Raw genomic sequence first — 18,939 nt, 5'->3', positions numbered from 1 at the left:
GTTCAGTCCGCAAGCAGGATGACGTCGCCAGCATCGCACGATACGGCGACCACGTCGCCCGGTTGGACGGCCGATGCGGAGGGAACCTTGGAGGTGAAGTGTAACGCCGGGTCGGTCGTGGAGGCCCCCAGCACGCGCTTGAAGCTGCCCTGAAAGACGACATCGTTCACCTTGATCATGCCAAGTGCCACAGCACCGCCGGCAGCGCCGAGGACAAGATGCTCAGGCCGGATGGCCAGCGCAACGGTCGAGCCGACCGGCAATGTGCCGGCCAGCGAGAGCTGCCCAAGCTTCGTGGTGACGGTGATTTTGCCGCTCTTCGCCTCCGTCACCGTTCCCGATATCAGCGTGCTTTCCCCCATGAAAGTCGCGGAAAAGCGCGTCGCCGGCCGTGCATAGACGCGCTCGGGCGGTCCTTCGTCCTCGATACGCCCGTCATTCATCACCACGCAATGATCGGCCAGCGCCATCGCCTCTTCCTGGTCGTGGGTGACGTGGATGAAGGCGGTGCCGACGCGTTTCTGGATCGCCTTCAACTCGTCCTGCATCTGCCGGCGCAATTTCAGGTCGAGCGCGCCGAGCGGCTCGTCGAGCAGGAGCACCGCCGGCTCGACCACCAGGGCGCGCGCCAGCGCCACGCGCTGCCGCTGGCCGCCGGAAAGCTGATGCGGCTTCTTGTCGAAGGCGGTGGCGAGGCCAACCAGCGCCAGCGCCTCGCGCGCCCTTGCTGCCCGGGTTGCGCCATCGACGCCCTGCATGCGCAGACCGAAGCCGACATTGCTGCCGACGCTCATATGCGGGAACAGCGCATAATCCTGGAATACGGTCGTCGTCGGCCGCTTCGCCGGTGGCACGGCGGTGCAGTCCTCGCCGCGGATCAGCACCTTGCCTTCGCTCGGCGTGACGAAGCCGCCGAGGATGGACAAAAGCGTCGTCTTGCCGGAGCCGGACGGCCCGAGCAGGATCGTGTAGCTGCCCGGCTCGATCGTCAGCGAGACGTTCTTCAGCACCGTGTGCTGGCCGAAGCGATGCGAGACAGAGCTTATATCGACCAGTGGCGCACTCATGCCGGCTTCCTCCGCAACAGCATCAGCTCGAACAATATCACCAGTACGATGGAGACGGCGAAGACCAGCGAGCCGACGGCGTTGGTCTTGGGATTGAGGCCGGAGCGCAGCAGGTTCCAGATCTCGACCGGCAGCGTCGTGTCGAAGCGCGTCAACAGGAACGAGATGACGAATTCGTCCCAGGAGAAGGTCATCGACAGGAAGAAGCCGGCGAAGATGGCCGGCGCCATGACAGGCACGGTGATCAAAAGCAGCACCTTCCATTCGGGCGCGCCGAGGTCGCGCGCCGCGCGCTCGATATTGATCTGGTGATCGCCCATCTGGCTGTAGACGATGGCAAAGCAGAGCGGCAGGTTGATCACGACATGGCCGATGCCGGCAGCAGTGAGCGACTTCGGCACGCCGGCCCAATTGAACAGCACCAGCAGCCCCATGCCGATGATGAGATAGCTGACGGTCAAGGGCAGCGTGATCAGCCCGCGCATCAGGCCCGAGCCCGGCAAGGCGAAGCGCGCAAAACCCCAGGCGGAGAGGAAGCCGAGCGTGACGGCGATAGCCGAGGAGACGACCGCCACCAGCAGCGAATTGACCAGCGCCGAGGTGAGCCGCGTGTCGGCGAGCACGGCCTCGTACCAGCGCAGCGACGGCCCGGTGAAGGGCGGGATCGGAAACGACGTCGCCTGCAGCGAAAACAGCACCAGCACCACCACCGGCAGGAAGATGAAGCCATAGATGGCGATGGCGTAAAGGCCGGAGACGAGGCGGATGAGAGCGCGCATTTCAGGCCCGCTCGATCTTCAGCCAGCGGGCGCAGGCGAGGTAGGCGATGGTGACAACCGCCATCAGGATGATCGACAGCGCCGAGGCGAGCGGAAAGTCGCCGCGCCGGCCGATCTGCATCATGACGAGCTGCGGCATCAACAGCTCGTTGTTGCCGCCGAGGATCTGCGGCGTGATGTAATCGCCGATGCACAGCACAAAGGTGAGGAAGGCGCCGACCATTATGCCGGGGAGCGTCAGCGGCAAAACGACGTGCAGGAATGTGCGCACCGGCCCGGCGCCGAGGTCGGCGGCGGCCTTGCGGTAGCTCGGGCTGAGCTGCTTCAGATTGGCAAAGATCGTCAGCGTCAACAGCATGACGAAGAAATGCACGAAGCCGGTGATGGTGGCTAGCCGCGTATTGGCGAGTTGCAGCGGCTCGCCGAACAGGCCGGAGCCGGTCAACGCGCGGTTGACGACGCCGTTCTGCGCCAGCACCAGCAGCCACGAATAGGAGCGCACGACATAGGAGGTCCAGAACGGCAGCACGGCCAGCATCAGCGCCAGCCGCTGCCAGCGCTCCGGCACCCGCTCGGCCAGGATCCAGGCAAAGGGATAGGCAAGCAGCACGGAGATCACAGTAACGATGGCGGTGACCTGCAGCGAGTTCACCATCGCCTGCCAGTAAGACGGATTGGCAAAAAACTGGCTGTAGTTGGACAGCGTGAAGCCGCCGCCTTCATGCGCCGTCAGGCTGGATACCGCCATGGCGACGAAGGGCAGCACGAAGAACAGCAACGTCCAGCCGAGCGCCGGCGTGATCAGCGCCCAGGGCAGGGGGCTCTTTGCGGCAACGCTCACGACCGGCAGCCGGTCATTGCGCCTGCAGCATTTCGGTCCAGACGTCTTGCATCTTCTTGTCGAGATCGGCGTTCGGCGCCGGATAGGACTGCGCGCGGGCGAGGAATTCCGGCTGCTCGTCGAAGCGCAGGATCTTCTTCTGCTCGTCGCTCAGGGCCGCCTTGCTGTTGGCCGGCATGCCCCAATAGCAAGACGAGGTGGCGAGCCGCGCCTGGCCTTCGGGGCTCATAATGTACTGGATGAATTTAAGCGCCAGCTCCTTGTTCTTGGAATCCTTGAACATTGCCAGCGACTGCGACCACAGCACGGCGCCTTCTTTCGGGATCGAGAAGTCCAGCGCAGGGTTTTCCTTGGCCAGCCCCGCTGTCACCCATTCGCCGCCGCCGACCAGAATGTCGACCTCGCCGGTCGCCAGCGCCGTCTGGCTGGCGGTCACTTCGCCGACCAGCTTGGCATTGGCCTTCATTTTGAGCAGCTCTTCCTTGATTGGGGGAAGGTCGGCTTCGGTCAGTTCCGCCGTCTTCTTGCCGATCGCCAGTGCGGCCATGCCGATGACCGGCAGGTAATAGTCGTAGATTGCGATCTTGCCCTTGTATTTGTCGCCGGTCAGCGCGGCAAGCGACTGCATGTCGGCCGGGTCGACCTTGGTCTTGTTGTAGCCGATCGTGTTGTAGCCGAACTTTTCGGTGATGCCGTAACGCTTGCCGTCGACGACGGTGGAGCCATCCATCTTCACCTGCGGAAACAGGTCGGCCAGCGGCAGCTTGTCTTCCGGTAGCGGTTCGAACAGGCCCTTTTCGACGCCGCGCGGTATGTCGATGCTGTCGATCACCATCACGTCCCAGTCGCCGGGCTGCGACTGTTCGACGATGGCCAGGCCGGCGCCGGTGCCTTCGAACTCCTTGACATTGACCTTGACACCGTTCGCCTCCTCGAACGGCTGCAGCAGCGCCGGATCGGCGTGATCGCACCAGATCAGCGCGTTGAGGTCCTGCGCCTGAGCGAGGCTGCCCGCCGCCAGCAGCAGGGCTGCCGCGGCACACGCGCGCTGGAGATGGCTCTTCAGAACGGAAAGCGGATTCCTGACGGTTGGATTGGGGGTCTTTGGATTGACGGACATCGAGTGTTCTCCCTTGCCTTTTTGGCTTGTAGCAAAAAATTGAACCAATTCTAAAATTGAGTCAATTCTGTTTTTGTGGCAAACAGCCGCTATGAGCGGATTGCGGGCAAGGCAGAAGGCGGATCGGCACCGCCGCATCATCGAGGCGGCGGCGGCGCTTTTCCGCGATGCCGGTTATGAAGGCGCCAAGATCGAAACCATCGCCGCGCAGGCCGAAGTTTCGGTCGGCACGATCTACAATTACTACCAGAACAAGGGCGACATCCTCGGCGCCATCGTCTCGATGGAGGTCAACGAGGTGCTGAATGCCGGGCGCGGCGTCGTCGCCAACCCGCCGGCAAATATCGGCGACGCGCTGGACACGCTGCTCGGCATCTATATCGAGCACTCGCTGCATTACCTCAGCAAGGAGATGTGGCGGCAGGCGATGGCGATCTCGACGCAACTGCCGGACAGCCCGTTCGGCCAGGCCTATACCGCGCTAGACCGCGCCCTGACCGAGCAGATCCGCGCGCTGATCGCCCGCCTGCAGGCGCTCGGCCTGGTGCGGCGCGACATCGACGGGCCGGCGCTCGGCGAACTCATCTTCAACAACATGAACATGATGTTCATCGAATTCGTGAAGCGCGAGGAGGCGAGGCTTGCTGAGCTGCGCACGGCGATACGGAGGCAGAACAGGATATTGGTGGCGGCGATAGGAGTGTAAGAAGATCAAGGGCGAGTAGGGCCTGCAACACAAATCACCGCAGCCGGAGCATCGCCTAATGGTTGATCAGCCATAGAATGGCCGAGAGCACGATGCTGACCAGTATCCCCGTGGTGATGGGGACATAAAGCCTGAAGTTCTCACGCTCGATCACGATATCGCCGGGCAGCCTGCCAAGGCCGGTCCGGGCCAACCAAGGCCACAGCAGGCCTATGGCGACTATGCTGAGACCAACGACGATCAGAGTTCGCGACATGGCAGCATCCTGCCGGAAATAGTATCGTGCCAGAAATATAGCGCTGACGGGTCCGCAGGCAGCGCTTCCTCTCGATGTTGCCTCTTGAGTTGAGCTTGCAATCTGTTACAACCTAAAAGGGCATCAAGGGAGGGTTGGATGCAGATTTCCATCTGGCATTGGGCTATACTGCTGCTGCTGATCGGTGTGCCTGTTTTCTTTGCCGTTCGGTCAGCCGCAAAGCCATTACAGGATACTTCGGCTCTCGTAGGTTTCGGAGGCTGGCTTATGCTGCTGGCGATTGGACAGTGCTTGGCACCTTTCCGCACGCTGGCTGAGCTGTTCTCTTCGAGCGAGGGCTATCGACAGCTAATGACGCTCCCCAATGGCGCCTTGGCGGTCTACGGCGAGATTGCCCTGTTGCTGGCGTTTCTGGTGCTTCAGGTGATTGTGTTCGCGGCAATGCTGCGGCGGAGTTCCCGCTTCAAGCAGCTGTTCCTGTATCAGTGGTTTGCAATACCAATCGTGTTTATTCTGGACACGGTGTGGATCTCAGCGGTTATGAGCGCTCCTGTGAGCCTGGTGCTTGCAGGGGGTGCGCCGGTCATGCCCGCAGTTTCTTTTGTACTGACCGGGATCTGGGTCGCCTATGTCTACAAGTCGGTCAGGGTGAGAAACACGTTCGACAGGGCCGCGATATCCGGTCAGGTCGCGAGTGCTTCATAGAGCTTGCCGCGAGTGCTGTGTATGGCTGCCGACAAAAATGCCGGGCGCCCAGTATCGACCCGGATCACCCAGCCGTTAGGCCTGCTCGAGCGAGGATTTCAGGAGCCGGCGTGACATGTCCGTGCGGCTTGCAGTAGTCGGGGTCGATCGCGCGATAGCCGAGCAGATGGCCGAGTGGCGCCAGGATCCCCAGCGCCACTCGCTGAATCGAAGGTGGCGGGTGCGTGAAGACGATCACGTCGGCAAATTCCCTGGCAATGACTGCCGCCTGAAGCGGCGAAGGTCTGCCTTTTCTGTCCACCTTGCCGGCATTGGCCAGGCCGAAGAGCATGCCAATCAGCAGCTCGAAGCGGTTCGGGTCGACATTGTCCGCACCTGGCGCCCGGTCGACTTCGACCAGCACATGCGCTTCTTCGGTTTTGCTGCTGTTCCACCAATCATGTGCGACGCCTGCTTCGACCGTGGCGGATTGGCCAAGCCCCAGGGATAAAGTCTTCCCGGCGATGCAAGCGTCGAGCCGGCCGCCGAGGACGGTAAACCGTTCCGTCAGGTTCGGGTGGAAGTGCTCGCCCACCACTGCGGCTCCCGGCCGGGCTGTCAGATGAGCGATGCCAGGTCCCTGGCCGCGGTCTTCGGTGCCACGCAGGATGACGGCATATTCGCCGGTCACCTTGTTCTCGTAGACATCTCCACAGCGTGACATAGGATCAGCTCGCGGGTTTCTGAGCACCAGTGTCGGGCAACTTTATCGTCAACGGATTGGTCGTTCAACGACGCTCGAACGGGCGATTGCCGAAACACCAGCCGCCGGCTCCTCGTCAACGCGGGCGATCGGCGCTCTACCGGACATGCTTAGGCGGGCGCGCTCGTGGAAACGGCACGACCGTTAGTGGCGCCTTGCGGAATTCCGCGATGGCTATTTCTTCAATCAGCGCGTCGAGGGCCTCGTTGACGCGTCGGCTCGTTTCATCCACGCCGCAGAGGCGGTTTTGTGCGCACTCCAAAAGCTCGCGCGCCGCGGCGAAATCACTTCGCATGACAACACCTTTGGTTTTTGGCCCGCCGCACGGGCATTGTCGGCGCGCTTAATTGAGCTAGTGCTAATATACACAGGAGCAATTGAATCGAATGCTGTTAAATGGCCCGGAGCCCGGAGAGAGGCCGAAATGACGGCCCTGTAAGCGCAAGACACAAATAGGCTAGGGATCTCCTGGTATGAGACGCCAAAGCGCAATCTGATGTCAGGTTAACCCGGTAACTCACGCAAAATTTGTGGTTCGCCGAGGGGGGACGGTCGGGAACGCGTGGGGCCTAATACGTTCTTGGGCGGCTTAGAAATTCTCGGGCGGCCGCAATCTGGCGCCGATGCTCGCGAAGGAATGCCGCGCCGAAGCAAATGGCGAAGGCCAGTACCGAAAGGCTTGTCGTTGCTCTTGATGCAGGATCAGGGTCAGGACTTATCAGGAAACGGAACCCGAAGGCGAAGGCGAAGACGACAACGCCACCAAACATGCCGCTGACGAAGGGGGCGGTCGTGCGTCTCTGCTCCAACGAAGACTCCTAAGTTTTCCGCTAGGGAACTATGGTTTCCGCTAGGGAATATATGCGTTGAAGCTGATGTGCTACCGATCCTGACGGCCCCGGCCTGTGGATATCGGGGATGAGCAGATATCAAGCGCCCCGCAGGTCTCAAGAACACCGTACTGGTGCCCCCGGACGGGATCGAACCGCCGACCTTCGGTTTACAAAACCGCTGCTCTACCAGCTGAGCTACAAGGGCACGGCGCTCCGGTTAGCATATTTGCTGCGCCAGTAAAGACAAAACTCCGTTTTTCGGTTCCCGGCGGACGCGCCGGTTCTGCCGCCAGGGCGTCCTGAAAACGGCCAATTCGCTCCCTATATTGATCGAAGGTGCAATCGCATCAGCGAGGCAGTCGCATGATCAGGTTTGTCATCATTCTCCCGCTCGTCGTCGTGGCCTGGGTTCTCCTGGTGAAGCTCATGAAGGACCTGAAGCGCGCCAATATCGACTGGACCGGCGTCACCACCATCATCGGCTTCATCGCGCTCGCCTTCTGGCTTCGCCATATTACCGGCATGGGCTGAGGCCTGCCGATTGTTCCGGTGAACTGTCGAACAGCGCGACCCTTCGTAGTCGCGGCTGACAGCATCGGACCGGGCGATTTCCCGCTTCGAGAAAAAATTCAAAGACCTTCGAACCTTTTTCCTTGCTGCGACGACTGACGGTCAAGAGGCGGTTGATCGCCTCCCACAACAAGGAGATCGTCATGTTCAATCGCACCGTCGTTTCCGGCCTCGTCGCCACCACTGTCGCCGCCGCCATGCTGGTCGGCACGGTTCAGCCTTCAGCCGCCCATCACAAGCACAAGCACCTCGGCATCGGTATTGCCGCAGGTGTCGGCGGCTTCCTGCTCGGCAGCGCGCTGGCCCAGCCGCGCACCGTCTATATCGACGAAGACGGCGACTCCTGGCACGTCCGGCGCTGCCTCAATCGCTACCAGAGCTACGACCCGTACTCGGACACCTATGTCGGCTACGACGGTTATCGCCATCGCTGCCGGCTTTGAGAGCCACTATGCCAGCTTGAGAGGAGGTGACCGTTTCAGGCAACCGGAAGAAGGGGCACCCCACTGCCCCTTTTCTGTGTGTCTGGGCTCCTATTCGAATGGTCGACCGCCACCGTCGGCATAGCTCATCATTTTCGAATTTGGCGCCGTCGATGAAACTGCCAATCTCCCCCCTTGCGGGGGAGATGCCCGGCAGGGCAGAGGGGGGTGCTGTCCCGCACTACCTGTCAATAGATGACAGTCAAGCCCTACGCCAATTCCCAGTTGGAGTGGCTAAACATCGAAGCCGGCGATCCTTCCCACCCCCCTCTGTCCTGCCGGACATCTCCCCCGCAAGGGGGGAGATTGGATTGCCGCACGGTTTACGCCAACCGCCAACACTGAAGACTGCCTTATCCCGCCGTTCGGCTCTTGCCGATGTACAGGAATTTCCCGACAGCCTAAACTACCGCTGAAGTCGAAACAGGGAGAGGGCGCTTGGGCGAGCACGATCCGAACGAAGAGCCGATCGAGACGGTTTTCCGCAACGGCACGATCACCACCGTCGGCATCCTGCTGGCGTTCTCGCTGGGCTTCATCACGCATTGGGCCGCCAACCCGATACCATGGGAAATCTATCACCTGGCCGCAGTCGTGCCGATTTTGATCGGCATTGCCCTGCAGATACGAGCGCTGCGGTTGCTGCTCGACTTAACGTCTCTACAACGGCGCGTTCTTGAACGCGCCAATCGTATCTTCATTGCCGGCCTCATCTTCACCGCCTGCGGAGTTGGGCTGGCGATGCTGCTTGATTTCTACGACCTGTCGACCAAGAGCGCGGTGCCCGGGGCCTAGCTCTGGCCATCCTGGCAGAATGTCGCACCATTCGGCGCTGGTCAGCGCTGCCATGCGCTCGGATCGCTGCCAAGGCCGGGACGGGTCGGCAGGCCGCCGATCATCCTCGTCACCTCTGCAGCTGCATCGCGCACAAGCGGGCCGATCTCGGCTAGCCGTTCCGGCGTGACCCGCACCGTCGGCCCGGAGACCGAAACGCCGCCGATCGGCTCGCCGAATTCGTTGAAGATGGCGGCGGCAACGCAGCGCATGCCCGGATGCCGCTCCTCGTCGTCTACCGACCAGCCGCGCAGCTTGATCGTCACCAGGTCGCGGGCGAGAGCCGAGATGTCGGACAGCGTGTTTTCAGTGAAGCGCTCCAGCCCGGCCCGGCGCAGGATGGTGGCGACGCGTTCCGGCTCGAGATGCGCCAGCACCGCCTTGCCTATGCCCGAGGCATGGAAGGAGCTGCGCGTGCCCGGCCGGAAGAAGGCGCGGATCGCCTGGTGCGTCTCGACCTGGCTGACGAAGACGACGCAATCGTCCTCGGCGACGCCGAGATTGGCGGTCTCGCCGGTCTTCTCCATCAATTCCTGCATGACGATACGGGCGCGGTCGACCAGCTTGCGGCGGCGCAGGAACGCCGCGCCCATGCGATAGGTCTCGACGCCGATCGACCACAGCTGGTCGGTGCCGTCGAACTCGACCATGCCATGGTTCTCCAGCGTCGTCAGCATGCGGTAGGCGGTGGATGCCGGCAGACCGGAACTGGCGGCGATCTCGCTCAGCGACAGGCCACTGCCATCGGCCACGATTGCCAGGATGCGCAGCGCCCGGTCCAGCGACTGCACCGAGGCGGCCTCGGACGGCCCGTTGAAGGCGCGCGGCCGGCCGCGCTGGCGTTTTTCAGTGGTTTCCATCGGCCGTTCTTCGCTCTGTTTGGCCAAACAGGCAATGAAAAAGTTTTTCACTGATTTGCGAAGCGAATTCGTGGAAAACAAAAAAATCAATTAATTCAACCTATAAGAGCTGTTTTCTAGAAATGAAAAAATATTCTGAAAAAATTGAAAAATCATTGGTGCGCTGGCATCATTGGCTATCAACAATTCCGTGGAGGCTGACATGGCCAGGATGCGCGCAGTCGACGCAGCGGTTCTCGTTCTCGAAAAGGAAGGCATCTCCTGTGCCTTCGGCGTGCCAGGTGCTGCGATCAACCCGCTCTATTCGGCACTGAAGGCGAGGGGCAGTATCCGCCACATCCTTGCGCGTCACGTCGAGGCGGCCTCGCATATGGCCGAAGGGTTCACCCGCGCCAGATCGGGCAATATCGGTCTGTGCATCGGCACTTCGGGTCCCGCCGGCACCGATATGATCACCGGCCTCTATTCGGCCGCTGCCGATTCTATCCCGATCCTCTGCATCACCGGGCAGGCGCCGCGGGCACGCCTCAACAAAGAGGATTTCCAGGCTGTCGACATCGCCGCCATCGCCGCGCCGGTCACCAAATGGGCGGTCACCGTCATGGAGCCCTATCTGGTGCCGATGGCGCTGCAGAAAGCGTTCCATCTGATGCGCTCGTCGCGGCCGGGGCCGGTGCTGGTCGATCTCCCGGTCGACGTGCAACTGGCGGAGATCGAGTTCGACATCGATGCCTACGAGCCGCTGGTGCCGTTCAAGCCGGCAATGTCGCGCGCCCAGGCCGAGAAGGCACTGAAAATGCTCAATGCGGCCGACAAGCCTGTCATCGTCGCCGGCGGCGGCATCATCAACGCTGATGCGTCGGACCTGTTGATCGAATTCGCCGAAGTCACCGGTGTGCCTGTCATCCCGACGCTGATGGGCTGGGGCGCGATCCCCGACGACCACCGGCTGATGGCCGGTATGTGCGGGCTGCAGACCTCGCATCGCTACGGCAACGCGACGATGCTCGAAGCCGATTTCGTTTTCGGCATCGGCAACCGCTGGGCCAACCGCCACACCGGTTCGGTCGACGTCTACACCAAGGGCAAGAAGTTCATCCACGTCGATATCGAGCCGACGCAGATCGGCCGGGTCTTCGCACCGGATCTTGGCGTCGTCTCGGATGCCGGTGCGGCGCTTAAAATGCTGCTCGACGTCGCCACCGAATGGAGGACGGCCGGGAAATTGCGCGACTGGTCGGGCTGGGCCGGCGAATGCCGGCAGCGCAAGAAGACGATGAAGCGCAAGACCCATTTCGACCAGGTGCCGCTGAAGCCGCAGCGCGTCTACGAGGAGATGAACAAGGCGTTCGGCCGCGACACCACCTATGTCACCACGATCGGCCTGTCGCAGATCGCCGGGGCGCAGTTCCTGCATGTCTACAAGCCGCGCAACTGGATCAATTGCGGCCAGGCCGGGCCGCTCGGCTGGACATTGCCGGCAGCCCTCGGCGTTCGCGCCGCCGATCCGGACCGCACAATTGTGGCATTGTCCGGCGACTATGATTTCCAGTTCATGATCGAGGAACTGGCGGCCGGCGCACAGCACAAATTGCCCTACATCCATGTCGTGGTGAACAACGCCTATCTCGGGCTGATCCGCCAGGCGCAGCGCGGCTTTTCGATGGATTTCGAAGTCAGCCTGGCCTTCGAGAACGTCAACCGGAAAGACGAACCTGAGGCGGGCTACGGCGTCGACCACGTCGCCGTTGCCGAGGCGATGGGCTGCAAGGCGGTTCGGGTGCGCCGGCCTGAGGAATTCGCCGGTGCCTTCGAAGAGGCGCAGCGGCTGATGAACGAGCACCAGGTTCCGGTGGTGCTCGAATTCATCCTCGAGCGCGTCACCAATGTTTCGATGGGCACCGAAATCGACAAGATCACCGAATTCGAGGAGCTTGCCGAACATCACGAAGATGCCCCCACGGCAATCGTCATGCTCGATTAAGCCGTTTATGAGGAACTACTGCCATGCCACGGTTTTCAGCCAATCTTTCGATGCTCTTTGGCGAGCATGACTTCCTCGACCGCTTCGATGCCGCCGCCCGCGCCGGCTTCAAGGGCGTCGAGTATATCGGCCCCTATGACCATGCGCCGGATGTCGTCGCGGCCAGGTTGAAGAAGAACGGGTTGACTCAGGTCCTGTTCAACCTGCCTGCCGGTGACTGGGCCAAGGGCGAGCGCGGCATCGCGATCCTGCCCGACCGCATCCCGGAGTTCCGGCAAGGCATTGCCAAGGTCGTCACCTATGCGCACGCGCTGGGCTGCGAGCAGGTCAACTGCCTCGCCGGCATCGCGCCGCAAGGCGTCGATCGCTCCGTGTTGGAAGACGTCTTCGCCGAAAATCTGGCTTTCGCGGCCGAGAAGCTGGAGCAGGCCGGCATCAGGCTGCTGATCGAGCCGATCAACACCCGCGACATACCGGGTTTTTTTCTGAATTACTCGGACCAGGCTCTGGCGCTGATCGACCGCGTCGGCTCGAAGAACCTGTTCCTGCAATACGACATCTATCACATGCAGATCATGGAGGGGGATCTCGCCCGTACCATTGAGGCAAACCTCAACCGCATCGCGCATATCCAGCTTGCGGACAATCCCGGCCGTCATGAGCCGGGGACGGGCGAGATCAATTTTCCCTTCCTGTACAATCACATCGACCGCATCGGCTATTCCGGCTGGGTCGGCGCGGAATACAAGCCGAAGGGCGGAACGGAAGCCGGACTTGGCTGGTTTCGGGATGTGGCCGGGCAGGGGAGTGCAGCGGCGTAGACGCTACGTATCGCACGTCGCGTTCCTTCGCGCCCCCCTCTGGCCTGCCCTCTTTGCCAAAACTTGGCATCTCCCCCACAAGGAGGGAGATTGGATGTCACCGCCGCTTTCGCCTATTTTCGAGGTCGGGACAGTTTAAGGGCCGGCGCGGGAAATGCCGATCTCCCCACTCGTGGGGGAGATGGCCGGCAGGCCAGAGGGGGGCGCGCAGGAACGCCGCCTTAACAAGAAACGGAGAAAGACATGGAAACCATCGGCTTCATCGGCCTCGGCATCATGGGCGCGCCGATGGCGGGGCATCTGCTTGATGCCGGCTATCAAGTCTTCGCCAGCGACCACCGCTCGAAACCGCCGGCCGATCTCGTCGACAAGGGTCTGAAGATCGTCTCTGGCCACAGCGCCGTCGCGAAAACGGCCGACATTGTCATCACCATGGTTCCGGATACGCCGCAGGTGGCCGATGTGCTGTTCGGCGAAAATGACGTCGCGTCCGGGCTGACAAGAGGCAAGCTGGTCATCGACATGAGCTCGATCTCGCCGATCGAGACCAAGGAATTCGCAAAAAAGATCAACGATCTCGACTGCGACTATCTCGATGCGCCGGTGTCGGGCGGCGAGGTCGGCGCCAAGGCGGCGTCGCTGACCATCATGGTCGGCGGCGAGGAAAAAGCCTTCGAACGCGCCAGGCCCATCTTCGAGAAGTTGGGCAAGAACATTACGCTGGTCGGACCCAACGGCGTCGGCCAGACAACCAAGGTCGCCAATCAGATCGTCGTCGCGCTGACCATCGAAGCCGTCGCCGAAGCGCTTGTCTTTGCTTCGAAAGCCGGCGCCGATCCGGCCAAGGTCAGGCAGGCGCTGATGGGCGGGCTGGCCGCCTCGCGCATTCTCGAAGTGCACGGCGAGCGCATGATCAAGCGCAGCTTCGCGCCCGGCTTCCGCATCGAACTCCACCAGAAGGATCTCAATCTCGCGCTGGAAGGCGCGAAAGCCCTCGGCGTGGCGCTGCCCAACACCTCGACCACGCAGCAATTGTTCAATTCTTGCGCGGCGAACGGTGGAGCAAAGGAAGACCATTCGGCACTGGTCAGGGCACTGGAGCGGATGGCTGGCCACGAGGTTGGGTGAGAGTGAGGTGAATTAGTCTGCAATAGCTTCGATGGGCCGACTTCGTTCGACCGCATAGCGTATGAGATCGGCAAAACGTTTCAGAAAATCTTTGGATTCCTCCGACATTCCTTCAGTTCGCCCAAGTGCCTCAACTTGCTTGGTCAAGAAAGGTAAGGATTCGATCGGAAGAGTCGCGTCCTCATAGAAATCTTCGAATTTCAGTATGAGTTCAAACGCGTTTTGGTTTGCGATTGACACGATTTCATGATGCGCAGAGGGACCTACCGATACGCATCGACCGATATGTCCATCTGGATTGAGAACGACAAAATCCAATGACATGCATTGCGTCCTATTTGCCGCGCGCGAACCACCGTTGGGCCGCATAAAGGCTCACCGCCGCCGCATTCGATACGTTGAGCGAACGGATGGCGCCGGGCATGTCTAGCCGGGCGAGCGTCGTCACCGTTTCGCGCGTTTTCTGGCGCAGGCCTTTGCCCTCGGCGCCAAGCACCAACGCGATCTTTTCTCCGGCAAAGCTCGTTTCGAGCTCCGCCGGCCCGTCCGAATCCAGGCCGATCGTCTGGAAGCCTGCCTCGTGCAGTTGGCCGAGCGCGTCGGCGAGGTTCTTCACCTCGATCTGGTCGATGTGCTCCAGCGCGCCGGATGCCGATTTCGCCAGCACGCCGGATTCCTGCGGGCTATGGCGCGCCGTGGTGATCAGTGCACCGGCGCCGAAGGCCACCGCCGAGCGCAGGATCGCGCCGACATTGTGCGGATCGGTGATCTGGTCGAGCACCAGCACCAGCCTGGCGTCGCCAAGCGCATCGAGCCGCTTCGGTGTCAGCGGCTCGGCCTCGATCAGCACACCCTGATGCACGGCATCGGAGCCGGTGACCTTGTCGATGTCCCTGGGTTCGACCAGTTCCGCCTTGAAGGGCAAAGCGCCGAGATCGGCGATTGCCAGTCGCTCGGCAGCGTTGCGCGTCACCAGCATTGTTTTGATTTTGCGGCGCGGATTGTCGAGCGCTGCCCGCACCGTGTGCAGCCCGTAGAGCCGCACCAGTCCATCCGCCGGGTTCTCGCCGGCCGGCACCGGCTGGCGCGGCCTGAACGCCGGCGCGCCGCCGCTCTTCTCCTCGCGATGCGCGCGGCGCAGCTTGGCGTAGTGGGTGTCTTTCGGGGTCTTGGACTTGTTATCGTTGCTCATGGCCGGCTTCTATAGCCGTGTCGTCCGGCCATGGATACAGCCGCAGAAGCTGCTTGTCGGGCGAGGCGTGAGATTCAGCGCTTTTTGCCGGGATGTTGCGGTTGACAGTTTTGGGCGCTGCCGCCATAAGGCGCTTCGCGGAAGGGCTGCTTTGGCGGCCGCGACGCGTCGATGCCTCGTTGCATGGCTCCGGCGGCAGACTGGAGAGGTGCCCGAGTGGTTAAAGGGGACGGACTGTAAATCCGTTGGCTATGCCTACGTTGGTTCAAATCCAACCCTCTCCACCACTGCCGGCCCGGAAGCCCTGAAACGCAGAGCGAGCGTCGGAGCGGATCCGATGCTTGACTGAAAGGCGCGGGTATAGCTCAGTGGTAGAGCAGCAGCCTTCCAAGCTGAATATGCGGGTTCGATTCCCGCTACCCGCTCCAGATTTCCCCCAAGCCGCGGCGCACTCGCGCACGATGCCGAAGCAGGCAGCGCCAAGCGAAGCGCTTTGCCGATAATTCAAGGTTGCGCGTCCAGACGGGCGTGCATCTTAAATCTGTATTATCGTTGTCGCAACCCGCAGGCGGCGTTGGGCGACAGGCGTCAGCTCGCGAATTTGCTGAATATCGACGCGAGCTGGTTCTGCTGCGGCACTTGCCCGTTCGGCGTCAGATGGTCGACAAGCCCGGGCAAGGCCGCGGACAATTGCTGGAGCAATTCCTGCTGGTTCAGGCCCGTCCTTTGCGCGATCTCCTGGATGATCTGCGGGCCGAGGGCACTGCCTAGATCGCTGGGGTTGATCGGCTGGTTCTGACCGGTGCCGACCCACGAATTGGCGACGTTGCCGTGGCCGGCGTCCTTCAGTTTGTCGAGCAGGCCGCCCAGACCGCCGAGCAGTCCGCCGTCGGCGGATGCGGTTGTATCAGGTGGGACGGGGGCAGGGCTCTGCGCTGCCTCCGGCTGGGCGGAACTTCCACCACTCAGCATTTTTCCCACCAAAAGTGCGCCGAGCGCGATCATCAGCGGCTTGGCGACGTTGCCGCCGGGAACGGCATTGTCAAACAGTCCCATTGTGGATCTCCATGTCAAATTGCCCGTCCGTCTCCGACAATGACGCATTCATGGCGAATTTCAAGCCGATTTGAGCTTTCCGTAATCATGATTTTCAAGTTGGCTTGAGCTTTGCTTAATAATGTGGAAGTAATCGAGCGCGGGGAACGGAGAGGAAAAATGTCAATATTAAGCTGGATTATTCTCGGCGTCATCGCCGGCTTCATTGGCAGCAAGATCGTCAATAAAAGCGGGCAAGGCCTTGTGCTCGACATCGTCCTCGGGATTGTCGGGGCTATCGTCGGCGGGCTCATCTTCAGCGCCTTTGGCGCGTCGGGCGTTACCGGGCTCAACATCTATAGCCTGATCGTAGCCGTTGTCGGTGCCGTGGTTGTCCTGTGGGCCTATCACCAGTTCAGCGGCAAGAGGGCACTCTAGAAGCCGTCCGGCAGTTGCGTCGGCATTCACCCGAATGCCGACCGCCTATCTGATCCTTTTGAGGATCTCGCGGATCAGCGTGTTGAGGCCGGCTTCCAGCCCTCTCACCATGATCGGCCATAATTCCTCCAGCAATCGCTGCCATACGGCATCGCGCCCAATCCTCACCGGCAGATTTGGCATCTCGCCCATTACCGCCGTCACGTCGCGGCGCAGCCGCTCGCCACAGGCGCGTGCGCCGCTGATCGTCGGGTCGAAGGGCAGCCGGGTGAAATCCCATTTTCCGCGTTGTTCGATGCCGAGATTGCTCTCGACTTCGGCATGCGACAGCACCGTTTTGGGCGTGACCTTGATGCGGTAATATTTGCAGAGTTCGGCGACAACCGCGGTCATCGCGTCCCACTGCGCCCTGGTCATCGGATAGCGGCCGGCATCGAACGGCCTTTCCTCCGCCCCGGCCATGCAGCAGAGCGAAACCCCGATCGAGCCGCCGTTGCAGTTGAGCGTGTGCGCGGCATATCCCGGTTTTACCCGGCTCGAATTGACCGCGATCGAAGGCCGGCCCCTGACCAGGCGGCCATTCCCCTCGACCAGTATGTGATACGCATCCTTGTCGGTATCGCCGGCCGAATGCGAGCCGGCCGTCCAGTGGCAAATGACGCGCCTCATCGCAACATTGGGCAACCAGTCGGGCGACAATGCCACAGAAATCCCCGCGACATAGGTTCAGTAACGGAGCCCACTATAGTTTGCTTGGCGGCGGACGCGAAAACGAAACGATAATTTGGTTGAGCGTTTCTAACGGTCAGCTATTCGCCGGCATCTCCGGCGACCACGTGTTCTCTGTATTGCGGCAGATCGTCGGTGATCGTGAACCACTTCGCCTTGGAGCCGACGAAGATGTGCTGCGTCGGGCGGATGGTCGGCTCGTCGACGAGGGTTCCCATGGCGACATGCACGAAGGCACCGTCGCGGACCACCGAATAGAGCAACGAGCCGCAAGTCTTGCAGTGCGCGTCATGGCCGGTTTCGTCGCCGAAGATCATGAGATTGTCCTCGCCCCTCGCCAGGCTCAGCCTGTCGCGCTCGATGCCGGCGAATGGCTTGAAGGCCGAGCCGGTGGTGCGCCGGCAGTTCGAGCAGTGGCAGTTCGCGGCATAGATGAACGCGTCCGCCACCTCGTACTGAACGGCGCCGCACAGGCACTTTCCGGCGAGCGTGCGGTTGCTTGCATTCTGGTTGTCATCCGGGCTTGCCACGCGCTCCTCCCATTGTGCAGGCCGATTTCAGTTTCAAGCGACGACGGTCAACCGGCGCTTGCGCTCGTCGAGCGAGACGATGGTCAACCCGCTGGCCACCACCAGCACGATGCCGCAGATGGCCAGCGCATTCGGGAGCTGCCGGAATACCACCAGGCCTGAAATCACCGCCCAGACGGTAAAGCAATAGTAGAACGGCGCCACCACGCTGGTCGGCCCGACGCGATAGGCCATGAAGATGAAGAAGTGGCCGAAGATCAGGAACAGTCCGGCGCCGCCCATCAGCAGCAGGTGACGGGTCCCAGGCACCACCCACTGCTCGGAAACCAGATGCGCAACGCCGGCGCCGGCGAGTACCACAATCACCGCGGAAATAGCGACGACCATCCCCGGCACGTCGGCGGCGACCTTGCGTCCGGCCAGATCGCGCGCCGCAGACAGGGCTGCATTGCCTAGCGCCAGCAGGGCGTAGACCGAAATCCCCTGCATTGTCGGTTGTGCCACCATCACCGCGCCGACAAAGCCGAGCCCGATCAGCGCCAGGCGTACCCCGCCGATCCGTTCGCCAAACAGCATCGAGGAGCCGACCAGCATCAGCAAGGGCGTGATCTGCCCGAGCGCGGTCGAATCGGCGATCTGCATGTTGGCGAGCGCCACCACGTAGCAAAGGATAGCACCCAGTTCGAGCATGTTCCTGCGCAAAACCTTCGGGTCTAGGATCAGCGGGATCTGCTTGCCATAGCCCAGCATGAACAGCAGCGGAATGCCCCACAATGTTGCGGCAGCACCACGCAGGAACAGCACCTCATAGGGCGGCAGTCCCGCGGTTGCGAGCTTCATCATCGTGTCGTTGACGATGTAGGACCCGGTCGAAACGACCATGAACAGCGGGCCTCGTATGCCAGTCGGGAAGAAATGCATCGGCCCACGAAATCAGACCGACGCCAGAGCGGCAATGGGCCAGATCCGGCTGTAAATCCGTCAAAGCCGTCAGCCGCCGCCGTAACCATTCCATTTGCCCTTGTTCGTTCCTATATCCGCGCCACATTCTCCGAAACCGGATCACGCGTTCGGGCGGGCGAGCGCGCTCGGCGACAAGGCACTTGTGTTTTTCGGCCTTAGTCGCTAATCGCCCCGCATTCGACTGAACTGAAGGTCCAGGCCGTCCCCAGGCCGTCCAAGGAAAGAGACTATGGCAAAAGGTAAATTCGAGCGCACTAAGCCTCATGTGAACATTGGCACGATTGGTCACGTCGACCATGGCAAGACGTCGCTGACGGCGGCGAT

The 18,939-nt window shown here is 61.6% G+C and carries 24 protein-coding genes and 3 tRNA genes; 12 read left to right on the top strand and 15 right to left on the bottom strand.

Annotated elements, in window-relative coordinates; all coding sequences use genetic code 11:
* Window positions 1-2: 2 nt before the first annotated feature.
* From NKJ40_RS27620 to NKJ40_RS27605, 4 genes are read right to left on the bottom strand one after another with little or no spacing between them, the layout of a single operon-like run.
* The gene (locus NKJ40_RS27620) at window positions 3-1,067 is read right to left on the bottom strand and encodes an ABC transporter ATP-binding protein (RefSeq protein WP_352468774.1); all 1,065 of its coding nucleotides are present in this window, start codon (window positions 1,065-1,067) and stop codon (window positions 3-5) included.
* Entirely contained in the window at window positions 1,064-1,846 is a 783-nt protein-coding gene (locus NKJ40_RS27615) for an ABC transporter permease (RefSeq protein WP_352468773.1), read from the bottom strand. The genes NKJ40_RS27620 and NKJ40_RS27615 overlap by 4 nt, the downstream gene beginning before the upstream one ends.
* Before the next feature lies 1 nt (window position 1,847).
* Window positions 1,848-2,687, bottom strand: coding sequence for an ABC transporter permease (locus NKJ40_RS27610; protein ID WP_352468772.1), 840 nt, complete (start codon window positions 2,685-2,687; stop codon window positions 1,848-1,850).
* Between the two features lie 13 nt (window positions 2,688-2,700).
* Window positions 2,701-3,807, bottom strand: a complete 1,107-nt coding sequence (locus NKJ40_RS27605; RefSeq protein WP_352468771.1) for a polyamine ABC transporter substrate-binding protein — start codon at window positions 3,805-3,807, stop codon at window positions 2,701-2,703.
* 91 nt (window positions 3,808-3,898) lie between these two features.
* Between NKJ40_RS27605 and NKJ40_RS27600 the strand changes: the two genes are divergently transcribed.
* A complete protein-coding gene (locus NKJ40_RS27600) occupies window positions 3,899-4,513 on the top strand; it encodes a TetR/AcrR family transcriptional regulator (RefSeq protein ID WP_352468770.1) in 615 nt (204 codons plus the stop codon).
* A 55-nt stretch (window positions 4,514-4,568) separates the two neighbouring features.
* Here the strand turns inward: NKJ40_RS27600 and NKJ40_RS27595 are convergent, their stop codons facing one another.
* Entirely contained in the window at window positions 4,569-4,769 is a 201-nt protein-coding gene (locus NKJ40_RS27595) for a DUF2905 domain-containing protein (RefSeq protein WP_352468769.1), read from the bottom strand.
* Between the two features lie 138 nt (window positions 4,770-4,907).
* Between NKJ40_RS27595 and NKJ40_RS27590 the strand changes: the two genes are divergently transcribed.
* Window positions 4,908-5,474 (top strand): DUF2569 family protein, encoded by a 567-nt coding sequence (locus NKJ40_RS27590; RefSeq protein WP_352468768.1) that lies wholly within the window; start codon window positions 4,908-4,910, stop codon window positions 5,472-5,474.
* 64 nt (window positions 5,475-5,538) lie between these two features.
* Here NKJ40_RS27590 and NKJ40_RS27585 read toward each other — a convergent pair whose 3' ends face one another.
* From NKJ40_RS27585 to NKJ40_RS27575, 3 genes are all read right to left on the bottom strand, one after another.
* A complete protein-coding gene (locus tag NKJ40_RS27585; protein WP_352468767.1) occupies window positions 5,539-6,177 on the bottom strand; it encodes a cupin domain-containing protein in 639 nt (212 codons plus the stop codon).
* 136 nt (window positions 6,178-6,313) lie between these two features.
* Complete coding sequence (locus NKJ40_RS27580; protein ID WP_292661866.1) at window positions 6,314-6,511, bottom strand: hypothetical protein; 198 nt, start codon at window positions 6,509-6,511, stop codon at window positions 6,314-6,316.
* A gap of 667 nt (window positions 6,512-7,178) precedes the next feature.
* A tRNA-Thr gene (locus NKJ40_RS27575) sits at window positions 7,179-7,254 on the bottom strand.
* 158 nt (window positions 7,255-7,412) lie between these two features.
* On the opposite strand from NKJ40_RS27575, the gene NKJ40_RS27570 reads away from it, so the two are divergent.
* From NKJ40_RS27570 to NKJ40_RS27560, 3 genes are all read left to right on the top strand, one after another.
* Window positions 7,413-7,580, top strand: coding sequence for a hypothetical protein (locus NKJ40_RS27570; protein ID WP_352468766.1), 168 nt, complete (start codon window positions 7,413-7,415; stop codon window positions 7,578-7,580).
* 182 nt (window positions 7,581-7,762) lie between these two features.
* Window positions 7,763-8,062, top strand: coding sequence for a BA14K family protein (locus NKJ40_RS27565; RefSeq protein ID WP_352468765.1), 300 nt, complete (start codon window positions 7,763-7,765; stop codon window positions 8,060-8,062).
* Between the two features lie 477 nt (window positions 8,063-8,539).
* Window positions 8,540-8,896, top strand: coding sequence for a hypothetical protein (locus tag NKJ40_RS27560; RefSeq protein ID WP_292665071.1), 357 nt, complete (start codon window positions 8,540-8,542; stop codon window positions 8,894-8,896).
* Between the two features lie 41 nt (window positions 8,897-8,937).
* Here NKJ40_RS27560 and bhcR read toward each other — a convergent pair whose 3' ends face one another.
* Complete coding sequence (bhcR, locus tag NKJ40_RS27555) at window positions 8,938-9,795, bottom strand: HTH-type transcriptional regulator BhcR (protein ID WP_352468764.1); 858 nt, start codon at window positions 9,793-9,795, stop codon at window positions 8,938-8,940.
* A 202-nt stretch (window positions 9,796-9,997) separates the two neighbouring features.
* On the opposite strand from bhcR, the gene gcl reads away from it, so the two are divergent.
* The 3 genes from gcl (at window position 9,998) to NKJ40_RS27540 (ending at window position 13,728) form a co-directional block, all read left to right on the top strand.
* Window positions 9,998-11,779, top strand: coding sequence for a glyoxylate carboligase (gene gcl / locus NKJ40_RS27550; RefSeq protein WP_352468763.1), 1,782 nt, complete (start codon window positions 9,998-10,000; stop codon window positions 11,777-11,779).
* 23 nt (window positions 11,780-11,802) lie between these two features.
* On the top strand, window positions 11,803-12,600 hold the full coding sequence (gene hyi / locus NKJ40_RS27545) for a hydroxypyruvate isomerase (protein ID WP_352468762.1): 798 nt from the start codon (window positions 11,803-11,805) through the stop codon (window positions 12,598-12,600).
* Window positions 12,601-12,843: 243 nt separating this feature from the next.
* Window positions 12,844-13,728, top strand: a complete 885-nt coding sequence (locus NKJ40_RS27540; protein WP_352468761.1) for a 2-hydroxy-3-oxopropionate reductase — start codon at window positions 12,844-12,846, stop codon at window positions 13,726-13,728.
* A gap of 12 nt (window positions 13,729-13,740) precedes the next feature.
* Here the strand turns inward: NKJ40_RS27540 and NKJ40_RS27535 are convergent, their stop codons facing one another.
* Both NKJ40_RS27535 and NKJ40_RS27530 read right to left on the bottom strand, forming a co-directional pair.
* The gene (locus tag NKJ40_RS27535) at window positions 13,741-14,052 is read right to left on the bottom strand and encodes a hypothetical protein (protein WP_352468760.1); all 312 of its coding nucleotides are present in this window, start codon (window positions 14,050-14,052) and stop codon (window positions 13,741-13,743) included.
* A 10-nt stretch (window positions 14,053-14,062) separates the two neighbouring features.
* Window positions 14,063-14,920, bottom strand: coding sequence for a TrmH family RNA methyltransferase (locus NKJ40_RS27530; RefSeq protein ID WP_352468759.1), 858 nt, complete (start codon window positions 14,918-14,920; stop codon window positions 14,063-14,065).
* A gap of 202 nt (window positions 14,921-15,122) precedes the next feature.
* Here NKJ40_RS27530 and NKJ40_RS27525 point away from each other — a divergent pair.
* Window positions 15,123-15,207 (top strand) — tRNA-Tyr (locus tag NKJ40_RS27525).
* 67 nt (window positions 15,208-15,274) lie between these two features.
* Window positions 15,275-15,348, top strand: a tRNA-Gly gene (locus tag NKJ40_RS27520).
* A gap of 160 nt (window positions 15,349-15,508) precedes the next feature.
* Here the strand turns inward: NKJ40_RS27520 and NKJ40_RS27515 are convergent.
* Window positions 15,509-15,976 carry a YidB family protein gene (locus NKJ40_RS27515; protein WP_352468758.1) on the bottom strand — a complete coding sequence of 156 codons (468 nt, stop codon included), beginning with the start codon at window positions 15,974-15,976 and terminating at the stop codon, window positions 15,509-15,511.
* Between the two features lie 159 nt (window positions 15,977-16,135).
* Between NKJ40_RS27515 and NKJ40_RS27510 the strand changes: the two genes are divergently transcribed.
* Window positions 16,136-16,393 (top strand): GlsB/YeaQ/YmgE family stress response membrane protein, encoded by a 258-nt coding sequence (locus tag NKJ40_RS27510; protein WP_023717513.1) that lies wholly within the window; start codon window positions 16,136-16,138, stop codon window positions 16,391-16,393.
* Between the two features lie 45 nt (window positions 16,394-16,438).
* Here NKJ40_RS27510 and NKJ40_RS27505 read toward each other — a convergent pair whose 3' ends face one another.
* The 3 genes from NKJ40_RS27505 to NKJ40_RS27495 form a co-directional block, all read right to left on the bottom strand.
* Window positions 16,439-17,098, bottom strand: coding sequence for a peptidoglycan recognition protein family protein (locus NKJ40_RS27505; RefSeq protein ID WP_352468757.1), 660 nt, complete (start codon window positions 17,096-17,098; stop codon window positions 16,439-16,441).
* 104 nt (window positions 17,099-17,202) lie between these two features.
* Entirely contained in the window at window positions 17,203-17,652 is a 450-nt protein-coding gene (locus tag NKJ40_RS27500) for a GFA family protein (protein WP_352468756.1), read from the bottom strand.
* Window positions 17,653-17,685: 33 nt separating this feature from the next.
* Entirely contained in the window at window positions 17,686-18,573 is an 888-nt protein-coding gene (locus NKJ40_RS27495) for a DMT family transporter (RefSeq protein WP_352468755.1), read from the bottom strand.
* A gap of 271 nt (window positions 18,574-18,844) precedes the next feature.
* On the opposite strand from NKJ40_RS27495, the gene NKJ40_RS27490 reads away from it, so the two are divergent.
* A partial coding sequence (locus tag NKJ40_RS27490) for a GTP-binding protein (RefSeq protein ID WP_032936484.1) occupies window positions 18,845-18,939 on the top strand: 95 nt, incomplete at its 3' end.

Origin of the sequence: Mesorhizobium sp. M0119, from assembly GCF_040322615.1 — a bacterium.
Classification (GTDB): Bacteria; Pseudomonadota; Alphaproteobacteria; order Rhizobiales; family Rhizobiaceae; genus Mesorhizobium.
Note: the sequence above shows the minus strand (reverse complement) of the source record. Positions and strands in the feature narration are given on the sequence as shown.

Excerpts from the sequence above, each read along its gene's own strand:
- NKJ40_RS27590 (WP_352468768.1), top strand. The coding sequence starts at position 4,908 with ATGCAGATTTCCATCTGGCATTGGGCTATACTGCTGCTGCTGATCGGT.
- hyi (WP_352468762.1), top strand. The coding sequence starts at position 11,803 with ATGCCACGGTTTTCAGCCAATCTTTCGATGCTCTTTGGCGAGCATGAC.
- NKJ40_RS27530 (WP_352468759.1), bottom strand. The coding sequence starts at position 14,920 with ATGAGCAACGATAACAAGTCCAAGACCCCGAAAGACACCCACTACGCC.
- NKJ40_RS27515 (WP_352468758.1), bottom strand. The coding sequence starts at position 15,976 with ATGGGACTGTTTGACAATGCCGTTCCCGGCGGCAACGTCGCCAAGCCG.
- NKJ40_RS27495 (WP_352468755.1), bottom strand. The coding sequence starts at position 18,573 with ATGCATTTCTTCCCGACTGGCATACGAGGCCCGCTGTTCATGGTCGTT.
- NKJ40_RS27600 (WP_352468770.1), top strand. The coding sequence starts at position 3,899 with ATGAGCGGATTGCGGGCAAGGCAGAAGGCGGATCGGCACCGCCGCATC.
- NKJ40_RS27605 (WP_352468771.1), bottom strand. The coding sequence starts at position 3,807 with ATGTCCGTCAATCCAAAGACCCCCAATCCAACCGTCAGGAATCCGCTT.
- NKJ40_RS27615 (WP_352468773.1), bottom strand. The coding sequence starts at position 1,846 with ATGCGCGCTCTCATCCGCCTCGTCTCCGGCCTTTACGCCATCGCCATC.
- NKJ40_RS27565 (WP_352468765.1), top strand. The coding sequence starts at position 7,763 with ATGTTCAATCGCACCGTCGTTTCCGGCCTCGTCGCCACCACTGTCGCC.
- NKJ40_RS27535 (WP_352468760.1), bottom strand. The coding sequence starts at position 14,052 with ATGTCATTGGATTTTGTCGTTCTCAATCCAGATGGACATATCGGTCGA.
- NKJ40_RS27540 (WP_352468761.1), top strand. The coding sequence starts at position 12,844 with ATGGAAACCATCGGCTTCATCGGCCTCGGCATCATGGGCGCGCCGATG.
- NKJ40_RS27580 (WP_292661866.1), bottom strand. The coding sequence starts at position 6,511 with ATGCGAAGTGATTTCGCCGCGGCGCGCGAGCTTTTGGAGTGCGCACAA.
- NKJ40_RS27595 (WP_352468769.1), bottom strand. The coding sequence starts at position 4,769 with ATGTCGCGAACTCTGATCGTCGTTGGTCTCAGCATAGTCGCCATAGGC.
- NKJ40_RS27570 (WP_352468766.1), top strand. The coding sequence starts at position 7,413 with ATGATCAGGTTTGTCATCATTCTCCCGCTCGTCGTCGTGGCCTGGGTT.
- NKJ40_RS27620 (WP_352468774.1), bottom strand. The coding sequence starts at position 1,067 with ATGAGTGCGCCACTGGTCGATATAAGCTCTGTCTCGCATCGCTTCGGC.
- bhcR (WP_352468764.1), bottom strand. The coding sequence starts at position 9,795 with ATGGAAACCACTGAAAAACGCCAGCGCGGCCGGCCGCGCGCCTTCAAC.
- NKJ40_RS27585 (WP_352468767.1), bottom strand. The coding sequence starts at position 6,177 with ATGTCACGCTGTGGAGATGTCTACGAGAACAAGGTGACCGGCGAATAT.
- NKJ40_RS27510 (WP_023717513.1), top strand. The coding sequence starts at position 16,136 with ATGTCAATATTAAGCTGGATTATTCTCGGCGTCATCGCCGGCTTCATT.
- gcl (WP_352468763.1), top strand. The coding sequence starts at position 9,998 with ATGGCCAGGATGCGCGCAGTCGACGCAGCGGTTCTCGTTCTCGAAAAG.